26 protein-coding genes are annotated in these 26,663 nt (G+C 71.9%); 13 read left to right on the top strand and 13 right to left on the bottom strand.

All coding sequences use genetic code 11. From position 1 onward, the window contains the following. The first annotated feature begins 29 nt into the window (after positions 1–29). The 3 genes from LCN96_RS47070 to LCN96_RS47060 are packed head-to-tail and all read left to right on the top strand — an operon-like array spanning position 30 to position 2,088. The gene (locus LCN96_RS47070) at positions 30–1,055 is read left to right on the top strand and encodes a DNA topoisomerase IB (protein ID WP_225268901.1); all 1,026 of its coding nucleotides are present in this window, start codon (positions 30–32) and stop codon (positions 1,053–1,055) included. 45 nt (positions 1,056–1,100) lie between these two features. Beyond that, entirely contained in the window at positions 1,101–1,349 is a 249-nt protein-coding gene (locus tag LCN96_RS47065) for a BON domain-containing protein (protein ID WP_225268900.1), read from the top strand. Beyond that, positions 1,342–2,088, top strand: a complete 747-nt coding sequence (locus LCN96_RS47060; RefSeq protein WP_225268899.1) for a metallophosphoesterase family protein — start codon at positions 1,342–1,344, stop codon at positions 2,086–2,088. The genes LCN96_RS47065 and LCN96_RS47060 overlap by 8 nt, the downstream gene beginning before the upstream one ends. 9 nt (positions 2,089–2,097) lie before the next feature. Here LCN96_RS47060 and LCN96_RS47055 read toward each other — a convergent pair whose 3' ends face one another. Next, positions 2,098–3,879 (bottom strand): PP2C family protein-serine/threonine phosphatase, encoded by a 1,782-nt coding sequence (locus tag LCN96_RS47055; protein ID WP_225268898.1) that lies wholly within the window; start codon positions 3,877–3,879, stop codon positions 2,098–2,100. Between the two features lie 136 nt (positions 3,880–4,015). Further along, positions 4,016–4,165 (bottom strand): GPGG-motif small membrane protein, encoded by a 150-nt coding sequence (locus tag LCN96_RS47050; RefSeq protein ID WP_020543887.1) that lies wholly within the window; start codon positions 4,163–4,165, stop codon positions 4,016–4,018. A 62-nt stretch (positions 4,166–4,227) separates the two neighbouring features. On the opposite strand from LCN96_RS47050, the gene LCN96_RS47045 reads away from it, so the two are divergent. After that, the gene (locus LCN96_RS47045; RefSeq protein ID WP_225268897.1) at positions 4,228–5,181 is read left to right on the top strand and encodes a TIGR03557 family F420-dependent LLM class oxidoreductase; all 954 of its coding nucleotides are present in this window, start codon (positions 4,228–4,230) and stop codon (positions 5,179–5,181) included. On the opposite strand, the gene LCN96_RS47040 is transcribed toward LCN96_RS47045, so the two are convergent. After that, positions 5,148–5,741: a TetR/AcrR family transcriptional regulator gene (locus tag LCN96_RS47040; protein WP_225268896.1), complete on the bottom strand. Its 594-nt coding sequence runs from the start codon at positions 5,739–5,741 to the stop codon at positions 5,148–5,150. The genes LCN96_RS47045 and LCN96_RS47040 overlap by 34 nt on opposite strands. An 83-nt stretch (positions 5,742–5,824) precedes the next feature. On the opposite strand from LCN96_RS47040, the gene LCN96_RS47035 reads away from it, so the two are divergent. After that, positions 5,825–6,988 carry an FAD-dependent monooxygenase gene (locus LCN96_RS47035; RefSeq protein ID WP_225268895.1) on the top strand — a complete coding sequence of 388 codons (1,164 nt, stop codon included), beginning with the start codon at positions 5,825–5,827 and terminating at the stop codon, positions 6,986–6,988. On the opposite strand, the gene LCN96_RS47030 is transcribed toward LCN96_RS47035, so the two are convergent. From LCN96_RS47030 to LCN96_RS47020, 3 genes are all read right to left on the bottom strand, one after another. Continuing rightward, positions 6,915–7,880, bottom strand: a complete 966-nt coding sequence (locus tag LCN96_RS47030) for a DMT family transporter (protein ID WP_225268894.1) — start codon at positions 7,878–7,880, stop codon at positions 6,915–6,917. The genes LCN96_RS47035 and LCN96_RS47030 overlap by 74 nt on opposite strands. A 201-nt stretch (positions 7,881–8,081) precedes the next feature. Continuing rightward, positions 8,082–8,453, bottom strand: a complete 372-nt coding sequence (locus LCN96_RS47025; protein ID WP_225268893.1) for a VOC family protein — start codon at positions 8,451–8,453, stop codon at positions 8,082–8,084. A 93-nt stretch (positions 8,454–8,546) separates the two neighbouring features. Then, positions 8,547–8,891, bottom strand: a complete 345-nt coding sequence (locus LCN96_RS47020) for a PRC-barrel domain-containing protein (protein WP_225268892.1) — start codon at positions 8,889–8,891, stop codon at positions 8,547–8,549. Positions 8,892–9,074: 183 nt separating this feature from the next. Here LCN96_RS47020 and LCN96_RS47015 point away from each other — a divergent pair, with 183 nt between their 5' ends. The 3 genes from LCN96_RS47015 to secA2 all read left to right on the top strand — a co-directional run bounded on the left by LCN96_RS47015 (position 9,075) and on the right by secA2 (position 13,239). Next, a complete protein-coding gene (locus LCN96_RS47015) occupies positions 9,075–9,878 on the top strand; it encodes an SAM-dependent methyltransferase (protein ID WP_225268891.1) in 804 nt (267 codons plus the stop codon). Positions 9,879–10,031: 153 nt separating this feature from the next. Continuing rightward, the gene (locus LCN96_RS47010) at positions 10,032–10,892 is read left to right on the top strand and encodes an EamA family transporter (RefSeq protein ID WP_225268890.1); all 861 of its coding nucleotides are present in this window, start codon (positions 10,032–10,034) and stop codon (positions 10,890–10,892) included. Between the two features lie 145 nt (positions 10,893–11,037). Further along, positions 11,038–13,239 (top strand): accessory Sec system translocase SecA2, encoded by a 2,202-nt coding sequence (secA2, locus tag LCN96_RS47005; RefSeq protein WP_225268889.1) that lies wholly within the window; start codon positions 11,038–11,040, stop codon positions 13,237–13,239. Between the two features lie 64 nt (positions 13,240–13,303). Here secA2 and LCN96_RS47000 read toward each other — a convergent pair whose 3' ends face one another. After that, the gene (locus LCN96_RS47000; RefSeq protein WP_225268888.1) at positions 13,304–13,900 is read right to left on the bottom strand and encodes a nucleotidyltransferase; all 597 of its coding nucleotides are present in this window, start codon (positions 13,898–13,900) and stop codon (positions 13,304–13,306) included. Positions 13,901–13,971: 71 nt separating this feature from the next. Between LCN96_RS47000 and LCN96_RS46995 the strand changes: the two genes are divergently transcribed. Next, positions 13,972–14,460 (top strand): DUF1360 domain-containing protein, encoded by a 489-nt coding sequence (locus LCN96_RS46995; RefSeq protein WP_225268887.1) that lies wholly within the window; start codon positions 13,972–13,974, stop codon positions 14,458–14,460. Between the two features lie 8 nt (positions 14,461–14,468). Here the strand turns inward: LCN96_RS46995 and LCN96_RS46990 are convergent, their stop codons facing one another. The 3 genes from LCN96_RS46990 to LCN96_RS46980 form a co-directional block, all read right to left on the bottom strand. Beyond that, the gene (locus LCN96_RS46990) at positions 14,469–15,983 is read right to left on the bottom strand and encodes a PucR family transcriptional regulator (RefSeq protein WP_225268886.1); all 1,515 of its coding nucleotides are present in this window, start codon (positions 15,981–15,983) and stop codon (positions 14,469–14,471) included. 110 nt (positions 15,984–16,093) lie between these two features. Continuing rightward, positions 16,094–18,580: an nSTAND1 domain-containing NTPase gene (locus LCN96_RS46985; protein ID WP_225268885.1), complete on the bottom strand. Its 2,487-nt coding sequence runs from the start codon at positions 18,578–18,580 to the stop codon at positions 16,094–16,096. A 68-nt stretch (positions 18,581–18,648) separates the two neighbouring features. After that, entirely contained in the window at positions 18,649–19,239 is a 591-nt protein-coding gene (locus LCN96_RS46980; RefSeq protein ID WP_225268884.1) for a GNAT family N-acetyltransferase, read from the bottom strand. Between the two features lie 106 nt (positions 19,240–19,345). Here LCN96_RS46980 and LCN96_RS46975 point away from each other — a divergent pair, with 106 nt between their 5' ends. Genes LCN96_RS46975 through LCN96_RS46965 form a run of 3 tightly spaced genes read left to right on the top strand, consistent with a single transcriptional unit; the run spans position 19,346 to position 22,751 of the window. Continuing rightward, complete coding sequence (locus tag LCN96_RS46975) at positions 19,346–20,548, top strand: acyl-CoA dehydrogenase family protein (protein ID WP_225268883.1); 1,203 nt, start codon at positions 19,346–19,348, stop codon at positions 20,546–20,548. Then, positions 20,545–21,708 (top strand): acyl-CoA dehydrogenase family protein, encoded by a 1,164-nt coding sequence (locus LCN96_RS46970; protein ID WP_225268882.1) that lies wholly within the window; start codon positions 20,545–20,547, stop codon positions 21,706–21,708. The genes LCN96_RS46975 and LCN96_RS46970 overlap by 4 nt, the downstream gene beginning before the upstream one ends. Next, entirely contained in the window at positions 21,705–22,751 is a 1,047-nt protein-coding gene (locus LCN96_RS46965; protein ID WP_225268881.1) for an acyl-CoA dehydrogenase family protein, read from the top strand. Before LCN96_RS46970 ends, LCN96_RS46965 begins: the two co-directional genes overlap by 4 nt. Here LCN96_RS46965 and LCN96_RS46960 read toward each other — a convergent pair. Continuing rightward, a complete protein-coding gene (locus LCN96_RS46960; RefSeq protein ID WP_225268880.1) occupies positions 22,722–23,330 on the bottom strand; it encodes a TetR/AcrR family transcriptional regulator in 609 nt (202 codons plus the stop codon). The genes LCN96_RS46965 and LCN96_RS46960 overlap by 30 nt on opposite strands. A gap of 173 nt (positions 23,331–23,503) precedes the next feature. Between LCN96_RS46960 and LCN96_RS46955 the strand changes: the two genes are divergently transcribed. Continuing rightward, on the top strand, positions 23,504–24,271 hold the full coding sequence (locus tag LCN96_RS46955; RefSeq protein WP_225268879.1) for a nuclease-related domain-containing protein: 768 nt from the start codon (positions 23,504–23,506) through the stop codon (positions 24,269–24,271). Positions 24,272–24,275: 4 nt separating this feature from the next. Here the strand turns inward: LCN96_RS46955 and LCN96_RS46950 are convergent, their stop codons facing one another. Together LCN96_RS46950 and LCN96_RS46945 are read right to left on the bottom strand one after the other, a co-directional pair. Continuing rightward, positions 24,276–25,724: a vWA domain-containing protein gene (locus LCN96_RS46950; protein ID WP_225268878.1), complete on the bottom strand. Its 1,449-nt coding sequence runs from the start codon at positions 25,722–25,724 to the stop codon at positions 24,276–24,278. After that, complete coding sequence (locus LCN96_RS46945) at positions 25,717–26,556, bottom strand: AAA family ATPase (protein WP_225268877.1); 840 nt, start codon at positions 26,554–26,556, stop codon at positions 25,717–25,719. The genes LCN96_RS46950 and LCN96_RS46945 overlap by 8 nt, the downstream gene beginning before the upstream one ends. Between the last annotated feature and the right edge of the window lie 107 nt (positions 26,557–26,663).

The raw sequence follows: 26,663 nt of genomic DNA, 5'->3' as shown, positions 1-26,663 counted from the left end.
CCGCCTAACGTGCGGGGTAGCCCGCCAGCGTGCCCGAGCGAGATCAACGCGGCGACGAGCTGCATCCCAGTGACCAGAGCGAGCCGGGCATCGTGCGGCGGCGGCGCGGGCGCGGGTTCAGCTACGAGGGCCCCGACGGCCGCCCGGTGCGCGACCCGGCCACGCTCGCCCGGATCAAGGCGCTGGCCATCCCACCTGCCTGGCGGGACGTGTGGATCTGCATGTCGCCCAGGGGGCATCTCCAGGCCGTCGGCACGGACTCCGCGGGCCGGCGGCAGTACCGCTACCACGACGAGTGGCGGGAGCAGCAGGACCGGGCCAAGTTCGACCGGGTGCTGGAGGTGGCCGAGCGGCTGCCGGCGTTCAGGAAGACCGTGGACGACCAGCTCCAGGGGCGCGGGCTGACCAGGCAGCGGGTGCTGGCCGCCGCCGCCCGGCTGCTCGACATCGGCTTCTTCCGCATCGGCGGCGAGAGCTACGACACCTACGGTCTGGCCACGCTGAGGATGGAGCACGTCACCTGCTCGGGCGGTGTGGTGACCTGTTCCTACCCGGCCAAGGGCGACGTGGCGCGGGAGGTCGAGGTGGCCGATCCGGCCGCGTGCAAGGTGCTGCGCTCGCTCAAGGCCCTGGGCGCGGACGGCGAGCTGCTGCGCTACCGGCACCAGGGCGGCTGGAGCGACATCAGGAGCGAGGACATCAACGAGTACCTGCGCGAGACCATCGGCTACGAGGTCACGGCCAAGGACTTCCGCACCTGGCACGCCACCGTCCTGGCGGCGGTGGGGCTGGCGGTGTCCAGGCCGGCGCGCGAGGCCCCCAGCAGCAAGCAGCGCGCCGTCACCCGGGTGATGCGGGAGGTCTCCGAGTACCTGGGCAACACCCCGACGGTGGCGCGGGCGTCGTACGTGGACCCGCGCGTGGTGGAGGCCTACGACCAGGACAGGACGATCGCAGGGGCGCTGACCGAACTGGGGGCGGACGCGGATTTCGGCCAGCTCGCGACGGCGGGCCCGGTCGAACGGGCGGTCATTGAGCTGATTCGTGCCGTTTGAGCTGTTCGCGCCCGGGCATGCGCCGACAGAAGAAGGAGGCGAGCGATGGAAGCTCCGCAGTACGTCGCGGCCCGTGTCCAGCAGGCGCTGGCCGAGGACGGACGCACCCACGAGCTCGGCATTCGCGTAGATATCAGAGGCGACCAGCTTTTCCTGCGCGGGCAGGTGAGCGGGGCCGAGCAGCGTGAGCGGCTCGGCCAGGTGGCGCACGAGGTCGCGCCCGAGCTCCATGTGCACAACGAGATCAACGTCGTTGAGGCCAGCGCGCCGGGGGAGGATGAGCATCTTGACTGACCTGCGTATAGCCGCCGTGGGGGACATCCACCTCGGTGAGGACGTCAGAGGCCAGTACAGGAAGAAGCTCGACGGCATCGAGGACCGCGCGGACGTGTTCATGCTGGCCGGGGACCTCACCCGGCACGGCACGCTGGAGGAGGGCAAGGTGGTGGCCGACGAGCTGCGCGGCCTGCCGATCCCCGTCGTCGCGGTGCTCGGCAACCACGACTACCACTCCGACCTGCAGTACGAGATCGCGAGCGAGCTGCGTGACGCCGGCGTCATCGTGCTCGACGACGACGGCGTCGTGGTGCAGTGCGGCGACAAGAAGCTGGGCGTGGTCGGCGGGAAGGGGTTCGGCGGCGGGTTCGCGGGCAAGTGCGCCAGCGAGTTCGGCGAGCGCGAGATCAAGAACTTCGTCTCCCACACCCGCCACATCGCCGAGGCGTGGAAGGTGGCGCTGAAGGAGATCGTCGCCGACCACCGCGTGGTGCTGTCGCACTACTCCCCGATCAAGGAGACGCTGGAGGGCGAGCCGCACGAGATCTACCCCTTCCTCGGCAGCTACCTGCTGGCGGAGGCGGTGGACACGGCGGGCGCCGACCTGATCCTGCACGGGCACGCGCACAAGGGCAGCGAGAAGGGCATGACCCCGGGTGGCATCCGGGTGCGCAACGTGGCGCTGCCGGTGCTCGGCAGGGCGTACTGCGTGTACTGCCTCGACTGCGAGGACGACATGCAGAGCCACGAGGGCTGACGGGCGGGGCTAGAGCACCCGTACGGCCAGGACGCACACGTCGTCCTCGGCCAGGTCACCGCCCAGCCGGTTGAGCAGGCAGTCGATCATCCGCTCGGGATCGTCGTCGGCGCACAGGTGCGCGGCCTGGAGCAGGGACTGGATGCCCGTCTCCAGGTCCTGCCCGCGCCGCTCGACGATCCCGTCGGTGTAGAGCAGCAGGACGTCGCCCTGCTGGAGCTGCGTCGTCGTCATCTGATACTCGGTCACGTCGAACGCGCCCAGCATCATCCCCTGGACGCCGTCGATCGGCTCAGGCCGGCCGTTCCTGATCAGCACGGGCGACGGGTGACCGGCGCTCGTCCAGCGGAAGGTGCAGTCCTGCGGGTCGAAGTGGCCGATGACGGCGGTGCCCGTCACGGTGACGTCCTCGTTGGAGTGCACGATGAGGTCGTTCAGCCAGGTGGCGAGCTGGCCGGCGGGCGCCTGCGTGTAGGCCAGGCCCGCCAGCCCCGAGCGCATCTGCAGCATGATGCTGGCGGCGGTCAGCCCGTGCCCCATCGCGTCGCCGATGGCGATCAGCACCCTGCCGTCCGGAAGCAGGCGGGCCTTGAACCAGTCGCCGCCGAGCCGGACGAGCTCCTCGCCGGGCAGGTAGCGCACGCCGACGGTCAGCCCCGGCAGATGGATGAGCCCGCGGCGGATCGGCACGATCGTGTCCTGGAGCTGGACGGTGACCCGGTGCTCCTCCTCGGCCCGCTGGCGCTGCCGGTGCGCCTGCTCGTGCGCCACGGCCAGGGCCCGCTCCCTGCGCCGGCTGCGCGTCACGTCCTGGGCCAGGCAGCGCACCTTGACCGGCACGCCGTCGCTGTCGAGTATCGGCTCGCCGAACACGCACAGGTGCCGCACCCCGTGCCGGTGCTGGATCCTGAACTCCGTCTCGACCGCCTCGCGGTACTCCAGCAGCGAGCGCACCTGCTCCTCGACGACCGGCAGGTCCTCCGGCACGACCACGGTGAGCAGGTCCTCCAGCGCCATCGGGCCGTCGGCGCGGTCGCGGCCGAACATCTCATACATCTGGGGCGTCCACAGCGTGCGCTGCGTGGCCAGGTTCCACTCGCCCCAGCCCAGCTCGGCCAGGCGCTGGGCGCGCTCCCAGCCGGAGACGAGCAGCTCCTCGTCGTCCAGCTGGCGCCAGCTCACCAGCAGCCCGTCGTCCACCCGGGAGGCCCGCACGCTCAGCGTGGCGGGCCAGAGCAGGTAGTCCAGCACCTCGACGTACTCGACCCCGTCGCGGTGCATGGGCTCGCCGGCCTCGAAGACGGTGATGTAGTCGTCCAGCAGGCCCGAGCCTGCCACGCCGGGGAGCACCGCCATGAGCCGGTGCCCGGCCAGGTCGGCGGCGGTCCGCCCGGCCACCGTCCTGGCGTGCCGGTTGGCGGCGAGGATCAGGAAGTCCACGACGCGGCCCGTGGCGTCGTGGACGGGAGTGAGATAGAGGGCGGAGGCGTGGACGGCCTCCAGCATGCCGGTGACCCAGCCGGGCACGTCGGGCGCGGGGCGCGGCTCGTCGGGCGGGCGCTCGATGCCCTTGGCCACCTCGACCAGCTCCAGGCCGCTGTGCTGGGCCATCCTCGCGAGCTGCTCGGCCGCCTCGCCCGGCCGGATGTCCTGCCCGGTGGCGAGCCGGGCGACCGCCTCGTCGAGGATGGCCTCGTCGCGCATGCGCATGCGCAGCCGTACGAGCAGGTCCCTGACCCTCGCCGAGGCAGCGCCGGACTCATAACGGCTGAACGGCGAAAATCTGCTCACCCGCTTCTCATGCCCGGCCGTGCGGGAATGGTGAAGCGGCAGCGTCGATATTTAGCAAAACGTAGAAACCGCTGGACCGTTCTCGGGGATCGGCCCAGCGGTCGGGTAGGGGCGGTCGACCGGTCGAGCCGCGCCCCTACACATTGAAGATACTGACCCCACCAGGCCCGACCAGGAAACCGAGGACGATCAGGACGATCCCCCAGAGTAGGTCGCGCCGGGCCAGAATCACATAGATCCCGGCGATGACGAGAATTACTGCGATGATCCAGAGCAAAGTAGCCATGGGCTGGCATCTGCCCTCAGAAAGCGCCGCATAACCTACGCCTTCCGGGCAGGGGAAAATCCATGACGACCTTCGGTTATTTCCTGTCGTGCGAGGAGCACGGCCCCCAGGAGCTGGTGCGCCAGGCCAAGGCCGCAGAACGCGCCGGGTTCGAGGCCCTGTGGATCTCCGACCATTTCCACCCGTGGCTGGACGCGCAGGGGCAGGCCCCGTTCGTCTGGTCGGTGATCGGCGCGCTGGCCGAGGCCACGTCCCTGCCCATCACCACCGCCGTGACCTGCCCCCTGGTCCGTACGCACCCGGTCGTGATCGCCCAGGCCGCCGCCACCACGGCCGCTCTCACCGGCGGCCGGTTCCGGCTCGGCGTGGGCACCGGCGAGGCGCTCAACGAGCACGTGGTCGAGTCCCGCTGGCCGCCGCTCAGCGAGCGGCTGGAGATGCTGGAGGAGGCCATCGAGCTGATGCGGGAGCTGTTCACCGGCAAGCTGGTCACGCACCGGGGCCGCCACTACCGCGTGGACACGGCCAGGCTCTACACGCTGCCCGAGGAGCCGGCGCCCATCGTGGTGTCGGGGCTGGGCGAGAAGTCCATCGCGTTGGCCGGGCGGCTGGGTGACGGCTACGTCTCCGTCGCGCCGGACGCCGACGCCGTACGCGCCTTCCGCGAGGCGGGCGGCACCGGCAAGCCCGCGCTCGGCGGCCTGAAGGCCTGCTACGCCGCCGACGAGGCGGCGGCGCGCAAGACCGTGCACCGCCTGTGGCCCACGCAGGGCATCAAGGGCGAGGCGGCGCAGCTCCTGCCGCTGCCCCGGCACTTCGAGCAGCTCGCGGAGATGGTCTCCGAGGACGAGGCCGTCGCGGGCAGCCCGGTGGGCCCCGACCCCGAGGTGCACGCCCAGGCCATCAAGCAGTACGTGGACGCCGGGTTCGACGAGGTCTACGTCAACCAGATCGGGCCGGAGCAGGACGCGTTCTTCGACTTCTACGAGCGCGAGGTGCTGCCGAGAGTCCGCTGATCACCGGCCCGCAGCATGCCCGCCAGCAGGTCGCGCACGGCGTCCGCGAGCTCCTCCAGCGTGGGGACGCTGCCCGCGCCGGCGATGGCGTCGAACATCAGCCCCTCCCCGAACGCCACCAGGTTGCGCGCGTGCGTCACCGGGTCGGGCGAGCCCATGGCCGCCAGCATGGCGACGGCCGGGTCGCGGAAGCGCCGCCCGGCCTCGTCGTAGATCCTGCGCAGCTCCGGCCGCCTGGTCGCCTCCAGGGCCAGCTCGTAGCGGGCCAGCGTGCGGCGCCGGTCCAGAAGCTGGACGTGCAGCCCCTCGGCCATGCGCTCCGGCAGGTGGGCCAGTTCGTAGGAGTCGCTGCCGTAGGCCCCGCTGAGCGCCCGCATCTCCAGCTCCGTGAGCCGTGACAGCGTCAGCTCCAGCAGGGCCGCGCGGGTGCGGGCGAGGTTGGACGTGGAGCCGGGCGGCAGGCCGGCGGCCTCGTCCACGGCCCGGTGGGTCAGGCCGCGCATGCCCCGCTCGGCGAGCAGGGTGATGGCCGTGTCGGCGACGAGGTCGGAGCGCTTCACGAAACCCGATACTACAGCGGTAGTGAGGCCGGACTACAGGCGTAGTAGGCTGACACTACAGACGTAGTGAAGGGGAGGCTGTCATGGCCAGGGCTGTGGTGATCGGCGCGGGCGTCGGCGGGCTGGCCGCGGGGGCGGCGCTGCGGCGCAAGGGGTGGGACGTCACCGTGCTGGAGCGGGTCCCCGTGATCGAGCCCGTCGGCTCGGGGCTGGCGATCGCGGCCAACGCGCTCAAGGCGCTCGACGTGCTCGGCGTCGGCGACCAGGTCAGGCGGCTGGCCACCGCGGAGGGCCGGCTCGGGCTGCGCCGGGCGGACGGCCGCTGGCTGACGCACACCACGGAGGCCGTCGCGGACGCCAAGTACGGCGACTCGGTGGTGATCATGTTGCGGGCCACGCTGCTGGAGGTGCTCACGGAGGCGCTCGGCCGCGAGCACCTGCGCCTCGGGACGGCCGTGCACGAGGTGGACGCCGACCGGGGCCTCGTCCGCACCGACGCGGGCGACCTGGAGGCCGACCTCGTCGTGGGCGCCGACGGCATCAACTCCGCCCTCCGGCGTGCCCTCTTCCCCGGGCATCCGGGGCCGGTGTACTCGGGGGTGACGGCCTGGCGCGGGCTCATCCCGCGCGGCGGGCTGGCGATTCCGCGCTGCGAGAGCTGGGGCAGGGGTGCGGTGTTCGGCATCCACCTGCTGGCCGGGGACGTCGTCTACGTCTACGCCACCGACGTGCTGCCCGCCGGCACCGTCCACGCCGACGAGCGCGCGGAGCTGCTGCGCAGGTTCGGCGACTGGCACGACCCGATCCCGGCCCTGCTGCGGGCGGCCGATCCCGCCCGGATCATCCGCAACGACGTCTACTTCCACGCCGAGCCGCTGCCCGCCTTCCACCGGGGCAGGGTCGCGCTGGTGGGGGACGCCGCGCACGCGATGACGCCGAACCTGGGGCAGGGTGCCTGCCAGGCGATCGAGGACGGGGTGGTGCTGGCACACCACGCGGGCGGCGCCCGCGATGGCGCTGCGCCCGAAGGCGCGCTGGCCGCCTACAGCGCCGCCCGCACGGAGCGGACGGCGAAGGTCGTCCAGCGCTCCTGGGCCCTGTGCCGCATGAGCAGGCTGCGCAACCCGCTGGCGGTGGCGATGCGCGATCTCGGGGTGTCGGCCGCGGCCCGGCTCAGCCCAGATCTGATGTTGCGGTCGATGGACGAGGTGCTGAGCTGGCGTCCACCGGCTGAGACTGCACGGTGACCGACGTCTGGACGGCGGAGACGGCCGGCGCGGGCCGCTCCAGCGGCGGGGGCGTCGCGGCGGAGGGCTTGGCGTGATGGTCGGGAGCCAGCCGCCCGAGCGTGATCGTGCCGCCGATGGTGAGCGCGGCGGCCAGCACGGCGGGCACGGCCGTCGAGGGGGATGTGGGCAGCGGCTCCCCGAGCAGGATCGCCCCGGCCAGCACCGAGGTGATGGGGTCGACGACCTGCACGCCGGCGTAGGCGATGCCGAAGTAGCCCACGGCGTACGAGCGCTGCAGCAGCACCACCGCGCAGATCAGCAGCACGGGCACGGCCAGGCTGAACCAGTGGATCAGCCGCCCCCAGTCACCCTGCATGCCCCCGCCGACCACCCGCACGAAGGTGGACACGCTGGCCGTCACGGCTCCGGCCCCCACGGCCAGCAGCATGGCCTTGGCCGGCCCGTGCACCCGGCTCGCGACGAGCTGCGTGACCAGCGCGACCGCCGCGATCACGGCGATGAAGGCCAGCGCGGCGCCGTCGCTCAGCACGGGTGTCACGTTGTGCGCGGGCACCAGCAGCATGAGCCAGAGCAGGCCCACCGCCACCGCGATCGAGCCGAGGATCTCGGCCCGGTACGGCCTGCGCCCGTACATGAACGCGGCCAGCGGCACGGCGAACACCAGCGTGGCGACGCTGATCGGCTGCACGGCCACCAGCGGGGCGAAGCTCAGCGCCACGGCGTGCAGGCAGGCGCCGGAGAACGAGATGATGCCGCCCACCCACCATCGAGGGCGGCGCACCAGGCTGAGCGAGGCACCCTCGGCCACGACCTCGAACTGCTGCATCGCCGCGCCGAGCGCGTATCCCAGCGCTCCGGCCAGGGCGATCAGCATGCCGACCCAGGTCATCGCGGCCCGCGCAGGAGCAGGGATCCTTTCAGGAGCATTGCTCCAGCTTAAGAGGCCGCAGAAGCACCAGAATCATCCTTTAGGCTGAAAAATCACCTTAAGTTGCTCCCGACCTGCACGAACATGTGGCGCATCCTTGAGCCGGCGGTGGCCCTCAGGCACCATCGGCCCCCGCGGCCCCCGCGCCCCGGCCGGCCGCCGTCACGACTTGCGGCACACGCAGAAGAGGTGCCCCTGCGGGTCCTGCAGCACGATCCACCGCGTGCCCTCCTCGGTGACGCCCGGCTGGAACTCGGGCCTGGTCGCCCCCAGCGCGACGTACTCTCCGGCCGCCTGCTCCACGTCCGGCACCTGGAGGTCGAGGTGGAACTGCTTGTCGGGGCTCGGCCACTGGACCGGCTTACGGTCGGGCACCCGCCCGAAGTAGATGTTGACGGTCCCGTCGGTGATGGCGGCGTACTCGTCCTCCGAGTAGGTGATCTCCATTCCGGTGACCTCGTGGTAGAACGCGGCCAGCGCCTTGGGGTCGTCGCAGTCGATGGTGAAGGCCATGAGGCTTGCTTGCGTCGTCATGCGGACCAGCCTGCCACCCGTACCTGCCATCTTCTGTCAGGTACGCCAGAGGGCCGCGCCTTCGCGGCGCGGCCCCCCGCTTGCGGCATCAAGTCACCCAGGGAAGCGGCCGTAGTAGTCCCCCAGCCGCGTCCGGTACTCGGGCTCCTTGAACGTGCCCTCGTCGAACTCGGGCGCGTCCTTGATCTCGGCCTTGGTGCGGGCCACGAACACGTTGCGTTCCTGGGGATCGATGTTCGTGATCACCTGGGCCGGGAGCAGGACCTTCTTGCCGAAGATCCACGGACCGGTGTCGACGATGATGTAGCTTTCGCCGACCTCGTACGTCGCCTCGTCGACGGACCCGATCTTCCCGTCGGTGGCCTGGACGTGGTACCCGACCAGATCCAGCGCCTGCCCGCGGTCGTAGACGTCAGGTCGATAGTTCCAGAGCTCCATCGGTGCTCTCTTCCTCTCATCTTCCGTCTTTCTCGGGCAAGCCATCACCTACCCATGGGTTTGCGCATAAACGTTCGCGGGTCCCGCTTGACGGTCCGACTGGGGGTCTGACTCTCCTGACAACTCACCGCCAGTCGGGCGCCGGGGCCCCAGGTGCGGATACGATCCGCGCGAGGAGGTCGGATGAGCGTTGAATGGGCGCCTCCCGGCGTGGACCCGGAGCAGCCGAGCGTGGCGCGGGTGCACGACGCGCTGCTCGGCGGCGTGGAGAACTTCGCCGCCGACCGCACGGTGGCACGCAAGCTCAGGGACGCGGTGCCCGAGGTGGTGGACCTCGTCTGGTGCAACCGCGCCTTCATCGGGCGGGTCGTCGACTACCTGGTCCGCGAGGCGGGGATCAGGCAGATCATCGACCTCGGCGCCGGGCTGCCCACGGTGGAGAACACCCATGAGGTCGCGCAGTTCGCCGACCCCAGATCCAGGGTGGTGTACGTGGACATCGACCCCATGGTCGAGCCGCACGCCCGCGCGATACTCGGCGGCAACGCCTGTGCCGAGGCCATCACCGCCGACGCCCGCGACGTGGCCGCGGTGCTCGGCCACCCGGCCGTGCGCCGGCTGATCGACCTGTCGCAGCCCACGGCGGTCCTGGCCATCGGCCTGCTGCACCTGTTCTCCGACCGGGAGGACCCGCACGCGCTGATCAGGTCCTACGCGGACGCGCTGCCGCGTGGCAGCCACCTGGCCGTCTCCAACTTCCTGGCCTCCGACAACCCCAAGGCCAAGGCGCTGGAGGTGATGCTGCAGGCCACGATGGGCACCGGCCACTTCCGCGACCGCCCGTCCATCGAGCGCTTCTTCGACGGCCTGGAGCTGGTCGAGCCGGGCGTGGTGCACTTCCCCGAGTGGCATCCGGACGAGCGCGTGCCCGGCCCGCTCACGCCCTGGGAGGAGCTGCTGCTGGGCGGAGTCGCCCGCAAGCCCTAAGCTGTCATCCGTGCCGAGACGTCTGATCTGCTCCCCGCCCCCCGCCCGCTAGCGGGCGGCCCTTCCTCAGCTTTCCGGGTCTGACAGATCCGGGGGTGGTTGCTGCCCGCACACCGGGCCCATTCCGACCACTCCTTCCGGAGAACCCCTGTCATGACCCATGTCTCCGCCCGGCGGGGCGCCCTGTACGTGTCCGTGGCCGCGACCGCCTGGGGCACCGGCGGCGCAGCCGGCTCCCTCCTGTTCGACACCGGCGGCCTCGGCCCCGTCGGTGTCTCCCTGTGGCGCTACCTGCTCGGCGCCGTCTTCCTCCTCGTCCTGACCAGAAGCGCCCCGCTCACCTGGAACGGCCGGACGCTGCTGGTCGGCGCCGGGATGGCCGTCTACCAGACCGCGTACTTCGCCGCGATCGCGCATTCGGGCGTCGCCCTGGCGACCGTCGTCACGATGGGCGCCACCCCGGTCTTCACCGCCCTGGGCAGCCGCTTCCTGCTGCGCGAGCGCCTCGGCCGGGTCGCGCTGTGCGCCCTGGCCGTCGCGCTGGGCGGGCTGCTCCTGCTCACCGGCGAGGCCGCGCTCCAGGCCGGGGCGCCGCTCGGCATCGCCTTCGCGCTGGTCTCGGCCGCCGGCTACGCGGGCGTCACGCTGCTGTCCCGGCACGGCAGGGACGACGACTCGCGGGCCGTGGCGGTCGGCGGGTTCGTGGTCGGCGCGGTGTGCCTGGCGCCGTTCGCGCTGGCGGAAGGGGTGGTGCCCGAGGTGAGCTGGACGTCCGTGGCGCTGCTGGTCTACCTGGGCGCGGTGCCGACCGCGCTCGCGTACGGCCTGTTCTTCCGCGCGCTGACCGCGCTGAGCGCCACCACCGTGTCGATCATCTCGCTCGGCGAGGCGGTCGGCGCGGCGCTGCTGGGCGTGCTGCTGTTCGGCGAGCGGCTCACCCCGGCGGCCTGGTGCGGCTGCGTGTTGCTGCTGGCCGCCGTCACGGTGCTCGCCGCACGAGCGGAAAGCGCGTGATGTGACGGCCCAGGGCGCCGGATGAGTTAAGGTCCGGTACGGCGGCGCTTGCCGGATCGTCGCTCCGCTCCCCGGCCCCAAGGCCAAGCGACGGGCCCCGACGAATGAAGGGAACGGTGTCGGCGAAGCGTGCGTTGGAGGAACTGTGGCCTCGATTAAGGGAATACTGAGGAACCTCCTGGATCGTCCGGGAGGCGTCCCTCTGACGCCCTACCAGAAGATCGTCAAGTCGGCCGACGGCCGGGCGGAGAGAGTCGGCAAGCTCGACGAGCTGCCCAGGCCCGACATGAGCGATCTGGCCGAGTTCTGTGCCGTCGCGCGCGAGGCCGCTGACCGCACCCTGGGCCTGCGCCCGTACGACGTGCAGCTGCTGGGCACGCTCGCCCTGCTCGACGGCAAGGTCGCCGAGATGGCCACCGGTGAGGGCAAGACCCTGTCCGGGGCCATGGCGGCGGCCGGCTACGCGTTGCAGGGCAAGCGCGTGCACGTGATCTCCGTCAACGACTACCTGGCCAGGCGCGACGCCGAGTGGATGGGCCCCTTCTACGAGGCGCTCGGCGTCAGCGTGGGCTGGATCGACCAGAACTCCACGCCGGAGGAGCGGCGCGCGGCCTACGCCAGTGACGTGACGTACGGGCCGGTCAGCGAGATCGGCTTCGACGTGCTGCGCGACCGCCTGCGCACGGACGCGAGCGAGATCATCGTGCCCGCGCCCGAGGTGGCCCTGATCGACGAGGCCGACTCCGTGCTCGTCGACGAGGCCCGCGTGCCGCTGGTGATGGCCGGGGCGGCCGACCCAGGCAACGCGGTGCCGGAGATGGCGGCGCTGGTGCGCCAGCTCGTCCGCGGCTACCACTACGAGATCGACGAGCAGGCCCGCAACGTCTACCTCACCGCGAAGGGCGCCGACAGCGTCGAGAACCTGCTCGGCGTCGACCTCTACGACGAGCACGAGCCCGGCACGCTCATCGAGCTCAACCTCGCCCTGCACGCCCACGCGCTGCTGGCCCGCGACGTCGACTACATCGTGCGCGACGGCAAGGTGCAGCTCATCAACCCCTCGCGCGGCCGGGTGGCGCTGCTGCAGCGCTGGCCCAACGGCCTGCAGGCGGCCGTGGAGGCCAAGGAGGCGCTGCCGCCGAGCGAGAAGGGCGAGATCCTCGACTCGATCACCGTGCAGGGCCTGATCCGCCGCTACCCGCAGATCTGCGGCATGACCGGCACGGCCGTCGCCGTCAGCGAGCAGCTCGGCGAGTTCTACGGGCTCAAGGTGGCGGTCATCCCGCCGAACCGGCCGTGCGTGCGCGTGGACGAGCCCGACCGCATCTACCCGACCGTGCCCGACAAGGACGCGGCGCTGGTGGAGGAGATCCAGGCCGTGCACGAGACCGGCCGGCCCATCCTCATCGGCACCCTCGACGTGGCCGAGTCGGAGAACCTCGCCAAGCTGCTGCAGCGGCGCGGCCTGGAGCCGGTCGTGCTCAACGCCAAGAACGACGCCGAAGAGGCCGCGATCATCGCCAGGGCGGGCGAGCGGGGCGCCCTGACCGTGTCCACCCAGATGGCCGGTCGCGGCACCGACATCCGCCTGGGCGAGGGCGTCGCGGAGCTGGGCGGCCTCTACGTGATCGGCTCGGGCCGCCACGCCAGCAGCCGCCTGGACGACCAGCTGCGCGGTCGCGCCGGCCGCCAGGGCGACCCCGGCGGCTCGGTCTTCTTCGTCAGCATGAAGGACGACCTGATCACTCAGTTCGTCCCCGACGAGCGCCCGCCCGCCGCCGACGCCGACGGGGTCGTCCGCCACCGGCGCGGCGCGTACCTCGTGGGGCACGCACAGCGCGTCGCCGAGGGCGTCAACCTGGAGATCCACCGCAACACGTGGCGTTACACCCGGCTGCTGGAGCACCAGCGCGAGCTCATCCTGGAGTGGCGCGACAAGGTGCTGCACGGCGACGCCGCCGCCAAGGCGCTGGCCGAGGCCGACCCCGAGCGCTGGGCCTCGATGCCCGACGACACCCGCGACGAGACGGCCCGCCAGATCGTGCTGCACGCCATCGACCGCTGCTGGACCGAGCACCTGGCGTTCCTGACGGACCTGCGCGAGGGCATCCACCTGCGGGCACTGGGCCGGATGAGCCCGGTCGACGAGTTCCAGCGCGAGGCCGTGGCGGAGTACAAAGCGCTGCTGGCCGAGGTGGAGAAGCGCTCGCTGGAGTCGTTCGAGGCGCCGGAGCCGGACCTGAAGCGGCCCACGGCGACGTGGACGTACATGGTGCAGGACAACCCGTTCGGCACCGAGTGGGACCGCATCCTCAAGCGGGTCACGGCGGCCACCCGCCGCGGCTGACAACGCCTGGCGGCGGCCTGCTCGGGGCCGTCACGGCCACTTGGCTGTCACGGCCACTTGGCTGTCACGGCCACTTGGGGTCGCCCGACGGCACCACCGGCTCGTTCAGCACGCCCAGCCGCTCCAGCAGCGTGATGAACGTGGTCGCGTACGGCGAGTCGGCCGTCACGGCGGCCACCCGCGGCCAGTCCACCTGCTCGCGCAGCGCCCGCACCTGGGCCAGCAGCGCCCCGTAGTCGCAGGCGTGCTCCGACAGCGGCAGCAACCAGGAGATGACCAGGTCGGTGGCCTCCAGCACGGGGACGATCACCGCCGACGCCTTCAACGGCTCGGCCCGGTCGAGCAGCGCGTCGGTGATCTCCAAGTCGGACACCCGGAAGATCAGATCCACCAGCCGCCCGTCGTCGTACGCCTTGACCAGCCAGTCCTCCGGCGGTTTGGCCGTCTGGAAGCCCAGCCCGCGCAGCGCCTCCAGCGCGGCCGGGACGTCGTGCTCGGTGAGGACGAAATCCACGTCATGCAGCGAGGGGGCCGCGCCACGCGCGTAAGCCGCACACCCGCCGGCCAGCGCGAATTTGACCCCGGCGTCCTTCAGCCCCGAACTGGCGCGCTTGAGCGTGTCGAGGATGGCGTCGGTGACCGCGTGACCGTGGCTACTCATGTGGACGGGCTACCCAAACGATCGTCAACTAGACGTTGGAGGTCAGGGCTTCCTGGGTAGCGCGGGGAGCTATGACCGACATTCTGGAAAAGACGGAACGGGCCTACGAGAACGGTCACGACCGGCCGCTGGGAGGGTACGTCGGCCTCCTCAGCGCGTACGGCGGAACGGTCGGGGTCGCCGCCGCCGTGGCGATGCTGGCGGGGCGCAAGGCCCCCGAGCACGTCAGCCTGATGGACCTGGCGCTGATGGCGGCCTGCACGCACAAGGTCTCGCGCCGCCTGGCCAAGGACCCCGTGACCAGCCCGCTGCGGGCGCCGTTCACGCAGTACGAGGGTCAGGGCGGCCCCTCTGAGGTGCAGGAGAAGCCGCGCGGGGCCATCGGTGAGCTGCTCGCCTGCCCGTTCTGCCTGGCCCAGTGGGTGGCCACGGCGTACGCGGCCGGGCTCGTGCTGGCCCCGCGGGTGACCAGGCTCGTGGGGGCGACGATGACCGCGGTGGCGGTCTCGGACTGGCTGCAGTTCGCCTACGCGAAACTGATGAAGTCGGCCGAGAAGTAGGGAAGCCTTCAGGAGCCCAGACGAAGCTGGATCATGGCGACCAGGCGCTGCTCCGGGTCGGACAGGTCGATCCCGGTGGTCGCGCCGGCCCGCCGCAGCCGGTGCCGCACGGTGTTCGGATGCACGTGCAGGGCCTCGGCCGCGGTCGCCACGTCGCCGAACGCGTCCAGGTAGGCCAGCAGGGTGTGCGCCAGCTCGGGCTCCAGCGCGTCGAGCGACGGGTCGTGCAGCCCGCTGTCGCGCAGCACGTTCAGCATGTCGCGCAGCACGATCGAGGAGCGCACCTCCGCCAGCGTGGCCACCAGCCGCTCCGGCGCCGAGGCGATGATCTCCAGGATCTTGCCGCCCTCCTTCTTCGCCCTCGGCACCTCACTCACGTGCGCGGCCACGCCGCAGACCGCCGCCTGCACGGGCGTGCCCAGGTGCCGCCGCAGCGCCGCCACCACGTCGGTGGCCCAGGCGGGCAGCGTGGCGCGGGCCGGGTCGGGCAGCAGGATGTAGATGAAGCCGCACGCCGGGATCACCATGGCGTCGCGCCGGTAGGCGGCGGCGTGCACCGAGATGATCTCGGTGGCCTGGGTCCTGCGCAGCTCCAGCCAGGAGCGGTCGGGCCGCTCGCGCAGGTCCACGGCGATCACCGCGGTCGGGGCCGCGGGGTCGATGCCCAGGTGCCTGGCCAGCCCCTCGGAGTCGAAGCCGCCGGTCAGCAGTCCGACCGCGAGGTCCTCGCCGGCGCGGGCCGTCGCGGTGCCGCCGTACAGGCGGGCCAGGTGCAGCGCGGCCAGCCGGCCCGCGCCGCGCAGCGTCTCGGCGCTGTGCCCGGTCAGCGGCGCCCGCCCCTCCTGCACCCAGATGCTGCCCAGCGGCCGGTTGCCCGCGTGCACGCCGATGACGAGCCTGCGGCGCACGCCCAAATCAGGCCGCTCGGCGATGTCCACGACCTCCTCGCCCGCCCACAACCGCTGGTAGACGCCCCACTCGCGCAGGTGGGCGAGGTAGGGCTCCGGGCAGTTGCGGCCCAGGATGGACTGGCGGCGCAGCTCGTCCACCTCGTCGTCGGACTCGGAGTAGGCCAGCACGCGGTGCGCGGTGTCCTCGATCGTGACGGCGCCGCCGGTCAGCGTGGCGACGGTCTGCGCCAGCGAGAACAGGTCCTGGTGGCCGCCCGGGCCGTCGCCGCCGCCCTCGATGACGGCGCGGGCGAGCGTCTCCACCTGGTCCCAGCGGGCGTCGGGGTCGATGCCGAGCACGGCGATCCCGGCCTGCCGCATCGCCTCCACCGGTTCGCCCTTCACCGCGACCGCCGCCGCGCCGCACCCGGCCGCGGCCTCGATCACCGGCACGGCGACCTCGCCGCGCGCGCCCGCCACCAGCACCAGGTCTCCCGGTCCGACCGGGTCGCCCGGCTCGGCGATGACGACGGCGCGCAGCTCGACGTCCAGCCCGTCGGGGGCCGTGATGAGCCCGGTCACCGGCCCGCCGAGCGCGGTCATGACCGCGCGCAGGGTGGCGCCTGTCTTCATGACACTCCTCCGAAACCAGCCTCGCATACGGGTGAGTACACAATCATGCCTCCGTCACGAGGCCGTCTCGTCCCAGCGGCGCTTCCGCACGCGGCACTCTCAGGCGTATTTCAGCAGGTGCGCCGGTAGGGCACCTCGGGCAGGTGCCGCCCCCACTCCTCGGGCGAGAGCGGGCCGTAACGCTCGCACACCCACACCTCCGGCCGCGCGGGCGCCGACGGCGCCGCCAGGTCGATGGTCAGGACCGTGCCACGCCCCGCCAGCACGCGCAGCCACCGCCCGTCCGCGGAGATCGCCGCCTGAGCGGGCCGGTCGGCGGAGGCGGGCACCTGCCGGTCGGCGATCCGCGTGCCGTGGTCGAGCCGCCAGACCCGCACGCGGTCGCTGTCGGTGCTGACCAGCAGCCGCCCGTCCCAGCTGAAGCGCAGGTGGCCGGGGGAGGGGCGGTACCGGCTGTTGTGGGTGGGCACGCCGTCCAGGCCGTAGATCTGGATGCCGGTCTCCTCGGCGATCGCCACCCGCACGCCGTCGGGGGCGAACGTCGTGTACTCCCACGGCATCCGGTCCAGCCACGGCGCGGGGAACGTCCGGCCGGCCCGCCTGATCTGCGAGCGCTTGCCGTCGAACACCAGGGCCACCCGGTCACCGGGGCCGATCACCGCGTACTCGCCGACGTAGGCCGCCCGCCCGGCCCGCAGGTCCCACGCCCAGCGCTCGCCCGACTGCCTGGCCGCCGCGAACAGCAGCCCGCCGCCCGGGCTGAACCAGGCCGACTGCTCGCCCGGCGCCCCCAGCCCGCGGCCGAAGGGACGGCCCAGGATCCCGGTACGCAGGTCGTACAGGTACGAGCGGTCCACCCCGACCAGCGCCAGCGTCCGGCCGTCCGGCGACCAGGCCAGCGCCCTGACGCTCTGCGCCGGGCCCGCCGTGGCGGCCAGCAGCCGGCCCGAGGCCAGGTCGTACAGCCGTAGCGTGGTCTCGTCCAGGGCGGCGAGCGTGGCGCCGTCGCCGGTGATGGCGTGCAGGGCGCGCGGCCCCGCGTACGGGTCCGTGAACACCTCCACCGCCGGATCGCTGACCGTCAGCGCCCGCCTGCTCTCCGGGATCGGCGCCAGCAGCCAGGCGGCCAGGCCCAGCTTGCGCGCGGTCACGGGGTCGCTCACCCGCACCGACTCCGCCCGCGACGCCGCCACCCTGGCCATCGTCTCGTCCAGCCGCCCGTCGGCCACGCCGCGCTGCCACAGCGCCAGCAGCACGGCCACCATGGCCACCGACAACAGCCCCGCCGTGGCCGTACGCCTCCTGCGGGCACGTCGCCGCACCGAGGCCAGGCCGGCGTCCAGGAAGGTCTGCTCGCCCGCGCTCAACGTCACCCGCCGCCGCCCGCCGGCGGCCCACGCCAGCGCCCTGTCCAGCGGCTCCCCCCGGAAGAGCAGCGCCTCGCGGCGCCCGCCCGCCTCCCACCGCCGCGCCGCCTCCGCCAGCTCCCTGTGCACCGCCAGCCCGGCCCGCTCCCCGTCCAGCCACTCCCGCAGCCGCGGCCAGGCCCGTAACAGCGCGGCGTGCGCGATCGCCGGCGGCTCCGTGACCAGCCCCGCCGTCCCGTACGCCGCCAGCACCCCCTCGATCGCCGCCACCTCGTCGGCCCCGCGCCCGGCGACCAGCTCGTCCCGGCTCACGCTCACCACCGTGTCGGCGCCCTCGGAGTCGACACCCACCAGCCGCAGGAACACCTCCGGCACCAGGTCCTGCTCCGCCGGGCTGAGCGCGGCGTGGACGGCCTCGGCGCGGGCTCCGAGCGGTGGGTCGTCGATGGGGCCGGGGGGTAGCAGGCGGCCCTGCTGTGACTGGGGGGCGTCGAGGAGGGACATCAGGAGCTGGCGGGCGCTCGGGCGGCGGTCGGGGTCGCGGCGCAGCGCGGCGGCCACGAGCCCGCGCAACGGCCGGTCGAAGCGCTCACCGCCGTCTAATCGCCCGCCTTCCGCCCGCGCCGCTTCCGCCCGCGTCCCCTTCGACTGCCCGCTGCCCGCTCGCGTCCCGTTCGACCGGCCGTCGTCCGGTGGGGCGTCCGGTCGGGCGTCCGGCCCGTAGGCGGCGTACACCAGCAGCCGCCCCCACGCCAGAACATCCGCGGCCGGCCCGCCACCGTCCCCCGCCAGCCCCAGACCGACCAGCCGAGGCCCCTCGCCCCCCAGCACGACCTTGTCCGGCGTCAGCGCCCCGTGCGTCGCGCCCGCCTCGTGCACCGCCGCCAGCGCGGTGGCCGTGGCGGCGGCCAGCCGGTAGAGGTCGTCACCGCTGTACGGCCCGTGCCGCTCCACCACCTGACGCAGCGTAGGCCCCTCGATGTACTCGCTGACCAGGTAGGGCGCCTCCCCGTCCAGACAGACAGCGGTCACCTTGGCCACCGACAGCGAGTGGACGCGCCCGGCCGCCTCCGCCGAGGCGGCCAGCCGGGCCCGTGCCTCCGCGTCAGGCAGGCACGGCACCCCCAGCGCGTGCCGGCCACCCGCCTCGTCGTACGCCTCGCGCACGACGACCCGCCCGCCGCCGTCGAGCCGGGCGCCGAGCCAGTAGCCCCCCAGCCGATCGGTCATGCGGGATGAGACGCCGCCCTTCTGCAAAAGGTTCGAGCGGGCTGGAAAAGGTCAGAGGTGCAGGCAGGTCAGGAATGGCGCAGCCGGGCCGCCAGCCGGTCGCGGTGCTGCGGCCATTCCTCTTCGAGGATGCCGAAACACACGGTGTCGCGCCAGGTGCCGTCCGAGCGCTTACGGTGACGGCGCAGGGTGCCCTCGTGCACGCCGCCGATGCGTCTGATGGCGTTCTGCGAGCGGAGGTTGAGGTTGTCGGTCTTGAGCAGGACGCGGTTGTAGCCGAGGGCGAAGGCGTGGTCGATCAGCAGCAGCTTGCAGCTCGTGTTCACGGCCGTGCGCCAGACGGCCCTGCCGTACCAGGTCCAGCCGATCTCGACGCTGGCCTCGAAGCCGGGCACGTCGGCGTAGGTCGTCCAGCCGACGGCGCGGCCGCTCTCCTTGAGCACCACGGCGTGCGGCACGTGCACGTCGTCGTCGATCAGCTTCCTGGCGACCTTGCCCAGCTCCTCCTCGGTGCGCGGGGCGTCGATCGGCAGCCAGCGCCACAGCTCCTCGTCGCCGCCACCGGCGGCGAACAGGTCCGGAACGTGATCCATGGTGAGCGGCTCAAGACGGACGACGTCGTTCTCGAGCACCACAGGCGCAGGCAGCTTCGCGGTCATGCCGAAACCCTATGAGACCACTCATGCCACTTTTATGGCCACCTGCACCTTTTTACGGGGAACCACCTGTCGACACGCATACCGGCCGGTCGGTAGGCTCACGCCCATGGACTTCGCCTTCGACCAAGTCACCGAGGACCTGCGCGAGCGCCTGCTCAACTTCATGGACGAATGCGTCTATCCGGCCGAGCCGGCCTTCGAGGAGCAGGCGGCCACCAGCGGCTGGAGCCCGCCACCCCTGCTCGCCGACCTCAAGGACGAGGCCAGGAAACGCGGCCTGTGGAACCTGTTCCTGCCGGGCGAGCACGGCGCCGGCCTGACGAACCTCCAGTACGCGCCCCTGGCCGAGATCATGGGCCGGAGTCCGTCCATCGCCCCCGTCGCCACCAACTGCGCGGCACCCGACACGGGCAACATGGAAGTGCTGTCCATGTTCGGCAACGAGTGGCAGCGCAAGGAGTGGCTCCAGCCGCTGCTCGACGGTGAGATCCGCTCGGCGTTCGCGATGACCGAGCCCGACGTGGCCTCCTCCGACGCCACCAACATCGCCACCTCCATCACCCGCGACGGCGACGAGTACGTCATCAACGGCCGCAAGTGGTTCATCTCCGGCGCGATGAACCCCAACTGCAAGATCTTCATCGTCATGGGGAAGACGAACCCGGACGCGCCCAAGCACCGCCAGCAGAGCATGATCCTCGTCCCCCGCGACACCCCCGGCCTGCACATCAAGCGCGGCATGCATGTCTTCGGCTACACCGACGCCGACCACGGGGGCCATGCCGAGATCCTCTTCGAGGACGTCCGCGTCCCGGCGGCCAACCTCATCGGCGAGGACGGCGGCGGCTTCGCCATCGCCCAGGCCAGGCTCGGCCCCGGCCGCATCCACCACTGCATGCGCCTGATCGGCATGGCCGAGCGCGCGGTCGAGATGATGTGCAAGCGGGCCCTGGCCAGGACGACGTTCGGCAAGCCCGTCGCGCAGCAGGGCGTCGTCCAGGACTGGATCGCCGAATCCCGGATCAAGATCGAGCAGGCCCGCCTGCTCGTCCTGAAGACGGCCTGGCTCATGGACACCGTGGGCAACCAGGGCGCCCACACGGAGATCCAGGCCATCAAGATCTCCACTCCCATCACCGTGGAGTGGATCCTCGACAAGGCCGTGCAGGTGCACGGCGCGGGCGGCGTCTCCCAGGACTTCCCCCTGGCCGGCCTCTGGGCCGGAGCCCGCTCCCTGCGCCTGGCCGACGGCCCGGACGAGGTGCACAAGCGATCGCTGGCCTATCGCGAGCTGAAGAGGTGGATGTGAACGAAGCTGAGATCAAGGAACGCGTGGCCGCGTTCCTCGGCGAGCACGACCCCAGCGGGGACCGGCTGGAGTTCCTGCGGGCCAGGTTCGACGCGGGCCTGGCGTGGGTGTGGTTCCCCGTGGGGCTCGGCGGGCTGGGGGCTCCCCGGGAGCTGCAGCAGGTCGTCGAGCGGGAGCTGGCCGACACGCCGCAGATCACCGGCGGTAAGCAGGGCATCGGCCTGGGCATGGCGGCGCCGACGATTCTGGCGTTCGGGACCGAGGAGCAGAAGCGCCGGTTCCTGCGTCCGCTGTGGACGGGCGAGGAGATCTGGTGCCAGCTCTTCAGCGAGCCCGGCGCCGGCTCCGACCTGGCGACGCTGGCGACGCGGGCCGTCAGGGACGGTGACGAGTGGGTCGTGGACGGCCAGAAGGTGTGGACGTCCGGCGCGCACCACTCGCGGTGGGCGATCCTCGTCACCCGTACCGACCCGGACGTGCCCAAGCACCGCGGCCTGACGTACTTCGTCTGCGACATGCAGGCGCCCGGCGTCGAGGTGCGGCCGTTGCGGCAGATCACCGGTGAGGCCGAGTTCAACGAGGTGTTCCTGACCGGCGTGCGGCTCTCCGACGACCTGCGGCTGGGTGAGGTCGGTGACGGGTGGCGGGTGGCGCAGACCACGCTGATGAACGAGCGGGTCGCCATCGGCGGAGCGCCCACGCGGCGCGGCGGCGGGGTGCTGGCCACCGTGCTGTCGGCCTGGCGGGAGCAGCCCGAGCTGCGTACCCACGACCTGCACCAGCGGCTGCTGTCGTTGTGGGTGGAGGCCGAGGTGACCCGTCTGTCGGGGGCGCGGCTGCGTGAGCAGCTCGCCGCCGGGCAGCCGGGGCCCGAGGGGTCGGGCATGAAGCTCTCGTTCGCCCGGCTCAACCAGGCGCTGACCGGGCTGGACGTGGAGCTGCGGCGCGACCTGAGCTACGACGACTGGACCTTCCGCCGTTCGGAGGACGTCGACTTCTACGGCCGCGGCCCCGGCTACCGCTACCTGCGGGCCAAGGGCAACTCGATCGAGGGCGGCACCTCCGAGATCCTGCGCAACATCATCTCCGAGCGGGTGCTCGGCCTGCCCTCCGAACCCCGTGTCGACAAGGACGTGCCCTGGAAGGACCTGCCGCGATGACCCTGCTGTACTCCGAGGTCGAGGAGGAGCTCAGGTCCTCCGTACGGGGGCTGCTCGCCGACCGCTGCCAGCCCGCGGCGGTGCTCAAGCGCATCGAGTCCGAGCCCTACGACCTGGACCTGTGGAAGACGCTGGCCGGCGAGATCGGCGTGGCCGGGCTGCTGATCCCCGAGGAGCTGGGCGGCGCGGGCGCGTCGGCCAGCGAGGTGGCCGTGGTGCTTGAGGAGCTGGGCCGCGCGGTGGCGCCGGTGCCGTTCCTCACCAGCGCGGTGCTGGCCACGCAGGCGCTGCTGCCGACCCGTGACGCCCTGCTCGGCGAGCTGGCCGAGGGGCGGCGGACGGCGGCGCTGGCGGTGTCGTTCGCCGCCTCCCCGTACGCGCCCGCGCGCGGCTCGTCGGTGCGCGTGGACGGTGGCGGGCGGCTGTCCGGGACCGTCACCGGCGTGGCCGGGGCGGAGGTGGCGGACGTGCTGCTGGTGCCGGTGGACGGCGACCTGTACGCGGTCGAGGGCGCCTCCGTCGAGGTGGCGCCGTCGATGGACCTGACCAGGCCGGTGGCCACGGTGACGTTCGCGAACGCGCAGGGGCGGCGCGTGGGGGCGTGCGACCTGGCCGCGGTGCTCAGGTTCGGGGCGGGGCTGCTGGCCTCCGAGCAGCTCGGGGTGGCCGAGTGGTGCCTGGAGACGACGCTGGCCTACGTCAAGGAGCGGCACCAGTTCGCCCGGCCGATCGGCTCCTTCCAGTCGATCAAGCACCGGCTGGCCGATCTCTGGCTGGACGTGGTGCGGGCCAGGGCCGCCGCCAGGAACGCGGTCGCCGACTCGTCCTCGGTCTCCGTGGCCGTGGCCCAGGCGTGGAACGCGGGGGTGGCCGTGCACGCGGCCGAGGAGGCCGTGCAGTTGCACGGCGGGATCGGGATGACCTGGGAGCATCCGGTGCACCTGTATCTCAAGCGCGCCAAGGCGACGGAGATCGCGCTGGGCACGCCGGGCGATCACCGTGAGGCGCTGGCCTCACTCGTCGACGTCCCCGGGCCCGCCTGACAGCGGGGCCTCCAGCGAGGTCAGCAGCAGGTCGGCGAAGTGCTTGCCCACCTGGGCGCCGGTCAGCGGCCCCGCCGCGTGGAACCAGGAGCCCAGGTGGTGCACCGAGCCGAAGAAGAAGTCCACGACCAGCTCCGCCGGGACGCGGGCGCTGAAGACGCCGGTGCGCTGCCCCTCCGCCACGAGGCCGCGGAAACGCTCGTGGTAGCGGCGGCGCTCGGCCCGCACGGTCTTCTGCGTCTCGGGCGCGAGCAGGTGGATCGACCTGAAGAAGATCTTCGAGTCGTCGAGGTTGGCGGCCGTCGTCTCCACGACGTCGGCCGCGGCCCTGTGCAGCCGCTGCTTCACGGTGCCCGGGCCGTCGGCGATCTGCGTCAGCCGGTCCATCTGCATGCGCAGCACCCGGGCGTAGATCTCGTGGAGGAGGTCGTCCTTGGAGTCGAAGTAGTGGTACATGGCGCCCTTGGTGACACCCGCCGCCACTACGATCTCCTGGACGGAGGTGCTCTCGAAGCCCCGCTCGGCGAACAGCCGGGTCGCCTCGGCAAGCAGGCGCTGCCTGACCGGTTCGTCTTTCACATCGTCCCCCTTGGTCACCGCCTTAGCATACCGACTGGTCGGTTGATGGTCTTGCGGGTACTAATTCCGTCACCTTAGGCTCGCCTTGGTTGGGGAGCGGGTATCTCTTGACCGGCGAGGGATCTTCGGCGTGGCAGATCCTGCACAACATCTACTCATTCGGGGAGTTTGCCGTGCCCGGTGGCTCTATCTACGTGCAGCCCAACGAGAAGTACACAGGGTCTTCCCCGCAGTGGTGGTACGAGAAGTTCTGGCGCGAGGACGCGCCGAACCGGCGTAAGTACCGTTACGTCAAGGCCGGAGTGGGATTCATCATCGGCGTGGCGCTCGGCCTGAGGTTCGACCTCTCGGGCGCGTCCGCGCTGACCGGCCTGCTGCTCGCGGGGCTCGTCTACGGCGGAGACTGGTTGCTCGACTGGTACTCCTTCTACCGCACGGCCGTGTGGCGCGGCGCCCGGCGGGGCGAGGCCATCACCGGCCGGATCCTGCGCCGCTCGCTGCGGCGCCACGGCTACCACGTCCTGGACGGCCGGGCCATCCGCGGCCAGGCCTCCATCGACCATCTCGTGATCGGCCCGGGCGGCGTGTGGATCGTCGACAACGAGTCCTGGGCGCCCGACATCGAGATCGCCTGCTACGTGGGCCGGCTGTTCTTCGGCGAGAAGTACGGCAGCAAGACCGCCAAGGCCCTGGTCGACAAGGCCGAGGCGTTCGCCGAGCTGCTCGCCCGCGAGACCGGCGTCCCGGTCACGATCAACCCCATGATCGCGGTGCACTGCGGCATCCTGCCCAGGAACGGCGTGGTGTCCGCCGAGGGGCTCACCCTGCTCAGGCCGCGCACGGCGGCCCGCCTGATGAAGGCGGCCGACACCGGCGTGCTCAACGACTCGCAGATCGAGCTGCTGGCCCGCACCGCCGCCCGTGAGCTGCAGCGGATCTAGGAGGTCAGGCCAGCGTCTCGATGAACGCGGTGAGCTGGGCGACGTTGCGGCACTCCCACATGGGGACGACCGTGCCGTACTCGCCGGCGACCGAGTCACCGGTGTCCCACTGCTGCCTCGGCTCGGGGTTGAGCCAGTAGGCGGAGCGGGTCCGCGACACCAGCGACTTGAGCACGTCCAGGGCGGGCGGCTGGTAGTTGGACCGGGCGTCGCCCAGGATCAGCAGGGACGTCTTCGGGCCGAGCGCGTCGGCGTACCGCTCGGCGAAGCGTTCCAGGCTGTGCCCGTAGTTCGTCCGACCGAAGCGCACCATGTCGGCCTCGTTCGCCAGCCTGGTCATGGCCTCGACCACGTCGGAGCCGGGCAGGAAGAACCGGGTGATCTCGTCCACCGTGTCCACGAACCCGAACGCCCGCACCTTCGTGAACTGCTCGCGCAACGCGTACGTCAGCAGGAGCGTGAAGTGCGCGAACGAGGACACCGAGTCGCTGGTGTCACAGAGGATGACCAGCTCGGGCTTGTGCGGGCGGGGCGGCTTGAAGTGGGTGGTCAGCGGCACGCCGCCGCTCTGCAGCGAGGCCCGCACCGTCCGGCGGAAGTCGAGCCGGCCGCGCCTGCCCTTGCGATGCTTGATCGTCAGGCGCGCGGCCAGCCGCCTGGCCAGCGGGTGCACCTCCCTGCGCAGCCTGGCCAGGTCGGCCTTGGTGATGCGCAGGAAGTCGACCTGGTCGAGCGGCGGGCGCACGGCCGAGCGGGCGATCCGCTCGATGCCCGCCTCCTCGGCGATGCGCCGGCGCACGTCGGTGGCCACGGCCTCCTCGAAGCGCCTGAGCCCCGTGGTGACCTGCTGGCGCACGGTCTTCTCCGCCAGCCCGCCGCGCTCGCGGCCCTGCAGGACGTTGCGCAGGATGCCGGCCATCAGCGTCTCGGGGGACAGGGCGCGCATGACGCTGTAGGAGAACCAGTTCTGCCGCCCGGGACCCGACGCCTCCTGCCTGCCGAACCGCTCCACCATGGCCTGGGCGAACTCGCGCAGCTCCTGGTCGGTCGAGTTCGTCAGCAGGCCGGCGAGGTGGGCGCGCAGCTCCTTGATGTCCGCCGTTTCCGGATTTATGTCGCTATGAGTGCGTACGGCGGACAGGCCGGTGGTCGAGGCCGGGAACCACAGGTCGAACAGCACGTCGAAGCCCGGCCGGTAGGCCGGCTTCTTCACCAGCGTCGCCGCGTACGCGGCCCGCAGCGACTCCCGGTCGACCAGCTCGATCACCCGCATCGCGTTGGCCGCGTCCAGCCCCTCGGCCACCGACACCGGCACCCCGGCCGCCCGCAACGCGTGCACGAACCCGACATGCCGATCGACGAGGGACGCCGGCCCCGGCTCTGCGGCGACCGGCGCGGACGACGCTGGCCCGGACCCGGGGGCGACCGGCGCGGGGAGCGCCTGCTCAGGCATCGGGCAGCCCCAGCTCCTTGACCGCCCGCTCGTGATCGGAGGCGTGCTTGAGCACCACCCCGAGCGTCCCGGCCACGGTCGCCTCGTCCAGCTCGTCGCGCCCCAGCGCCAGCAGCGTGTTGGCCCAGTCGACGGTCTCGGCCACGGACGGCGCCTTCTTCAGCTCCAGCGCCCGCATCGTCGCCACCGTCCTGGCGAGCTGCTCGGCCAGCTCGGCCCGGATGCCGGGCACCTGCGCCAGCACGATGTCCCGCTCGCGCTCCGGGGTGGGGTACTCGATGTGCAGGTAGAGGCAGCGCCGCTTGAGCGCCTCCGACAGCTCGCGGGTCGCGTTGGAGGTCAGCACCACGTACGGCCTGCGCGTGGCCGCGATCGTGCCCAGCTCGGGGATCGTCACCTGAAAGTCGGACAGCAGCTCCAGCAGCAGCCCCTCCACCTCGACGTCGGCCTTGTCGGTCTCGTCGATCAGCAGCACGGTCGGCCGGTCGGACCTGATGGCCTTGAGCAGCGGCCGCTCCAGCAGGAACTCCTCGCTGAAGATGTCGTCGTCGGCACTGGTGGCCTGGATCCGCAGCAGCTGCTTCTTGTAGTTCCACTCGTACAGGGCCCTGGCCTCGTCGAGCCCCTCGTAACACTGCAGCCTGACCAGCTCGGCGCCGGTCGTCAGCGCCACCGCCTTGGCGAGCTGCGTCTTCCCGACTCCCGCCGGTCCTTCGACCAGCAGCGGCTTGCCCAGCGCCGCGGCCAGGAACACCGAGGTGGAGATGGCGTCGTCGGAGAGGTAGTCCACGGCGGCGAGCCGCTCCGTCACGTCGGCGGGCGAGTCGAACATGCATGATCCTGTCTGCCGGGGCCGTTGAGCCTGTAAGCCTGAGCCGAACTTTATTCTAGCCGGTGATGTGCCGCGGATACCGATTCGACCAGGATGCGGATCACCGG

This window comes from Nonomuraea gerenzanensis (assembly GCF_020215645.1).
GTDB lineage: Bacteria > Actinomycetota > Actinomycetes > Streptosporangiales > Streptosporangiaceae > Nonomuraea > Nonomuraea gerenzanensis.
The sequence above is the reverse complement of the archived record's forward strand: the minus strand, read 5'-3'. Positions and strand labels throughout refer to the sequence as shown.

Excerpts from the sequence above, each read along its gene's own strand:
- LCN96_RS47010 (WP_225268890.1), top strand. The coding sequence starts at position 10,032 with ATGACCCATGTCTCCGCCCGGCGGGGCGCCCTGTACGTGTCCGTGGCC.
- LCN96_RS47065 (WP_225268900.1), top strand. The coding sequence starts at position 1,101 with ATGGAAGCTCCGCAGTACGTCGCGGCCCGTGTCCAGCAGGCGCTGGCC.
- LCN96_RS47000 (WP_225268888.1), bottom strand. The coding sequence starts at position 13,900 with ATGAGTAGCCACGGTCACGCGGTCACCGACGCCATCCTCGACACGCTC.
- LCN96_RS47025 (WP_225268893.1), bottom strand. The coding sequence starts at position 8,453 with ATGACGACGCAAGCAAGCCTCATGGCCTTCACCATCGACTGCGACGAC.
- LCN96_RS47015 (WP_225268891.1), top strand. The coding sequence starts at position 9,075 with ATGAGCGTTGAATGGGCGCCTCCCGGCGTGGACCCGGAGCAGCCGAGC.
- LCN96_RS46985 (WP_225268885.1), bottom strand. The coding sequence starts at position 18,580 with ATGACCGATCGGCTGGGGGGCTACTGGCTCGGCGCCCGGCTCGACGGC.
- LCN96_RS46965 (WP_225268881.1), top strand. The coding sequence starts at position 21,705 with ATGACCCTGCTGTACTCCGAGGTCGAGGAGGAGCTCAGGTCCTCCGTA.
- LCN96_RS46950 (WP_225268878.1), bottom strand. The coding sequence starts at position 25,724 with ATGCCTGAGCAGGCGCTCCCCGCGCCGGTCGCCCCCGGGTCCGGGCCA.
- LCN96_RS47030 (WP_225268894.1), bottom strand. The coding sequence starts at position 7,880 with ATGACCTGGGTCGGCATGCTGATCGCCCTGGCCGGAGCGCTGGGATAC.
- LCN96_RS47035 (WP_225268895.1), top strand. The coding sequence starts at position 5,825 with ATGGCCAGGGCTGTGGTGATCGGCGCGGGCGTCGGCGGGCTGGCCGCG.
- LCN96_RS46975 (WP_225268883.1), top strand. The coding sequence starts at position 19,346 with ATGGACTTCGCCTTCGACCAAGTCACCGAGGACCTGCGCGAGCGCCTG.
- LCN96_RS46995 (WP_225268887.1), top strand. The coding sequence starts at position 13,972 with ATGACCGACATTCTGGAAAAGACGGAACGGGCCTACGAGAACGGTCAC.
- LCN96_RS46980 (WP_225268884.1), bottom strand. The coding sequence starts at position 19,239 with ATGACCGCGAAGCTGCCTGCGCCTGTGGTGCTCGAGAACGACGTCGTC.
- LCN96_RS47050 (WP_020543887.1), bottom strand. The coding sequence starts at position 4,165 with ATGGCTACTTTGCTCTGGATCATCGCAGTAATTCTCGTCATCGCCGGG.
- LCN96_RS46945 (WP_225268877.1), bottom strand. The coding sequence starts at position 26,556 with ATGTTCGACTCGCCCGCCGACGTGACGGAGCGGCTCGCCGCCGTGGAC.
- LCN96_RS47045 (WP_225268897.1), top strand. The coding sequence starts at position 4,228 with ATGACGACCTTCGGTTATTTCCTGTCGTGCGAGGAGCACGGCCCCCAG.
- LCN96_RS47020 (WP_225268892.1), bottom strand. The coding sequence starts at position 8,891 with ATGGAGCTCTGGAACTATCGACCTGACGTCTACGACCGCGGGCAGGCG.
- LCN96_RS46990 (WP_225268886.1), bottom strand. The coding sequence starts at position 15,983 with ATGAAGACAGGCGCCACCCTGCGCGCGGTCATGACCGCGCTCGGCGGG.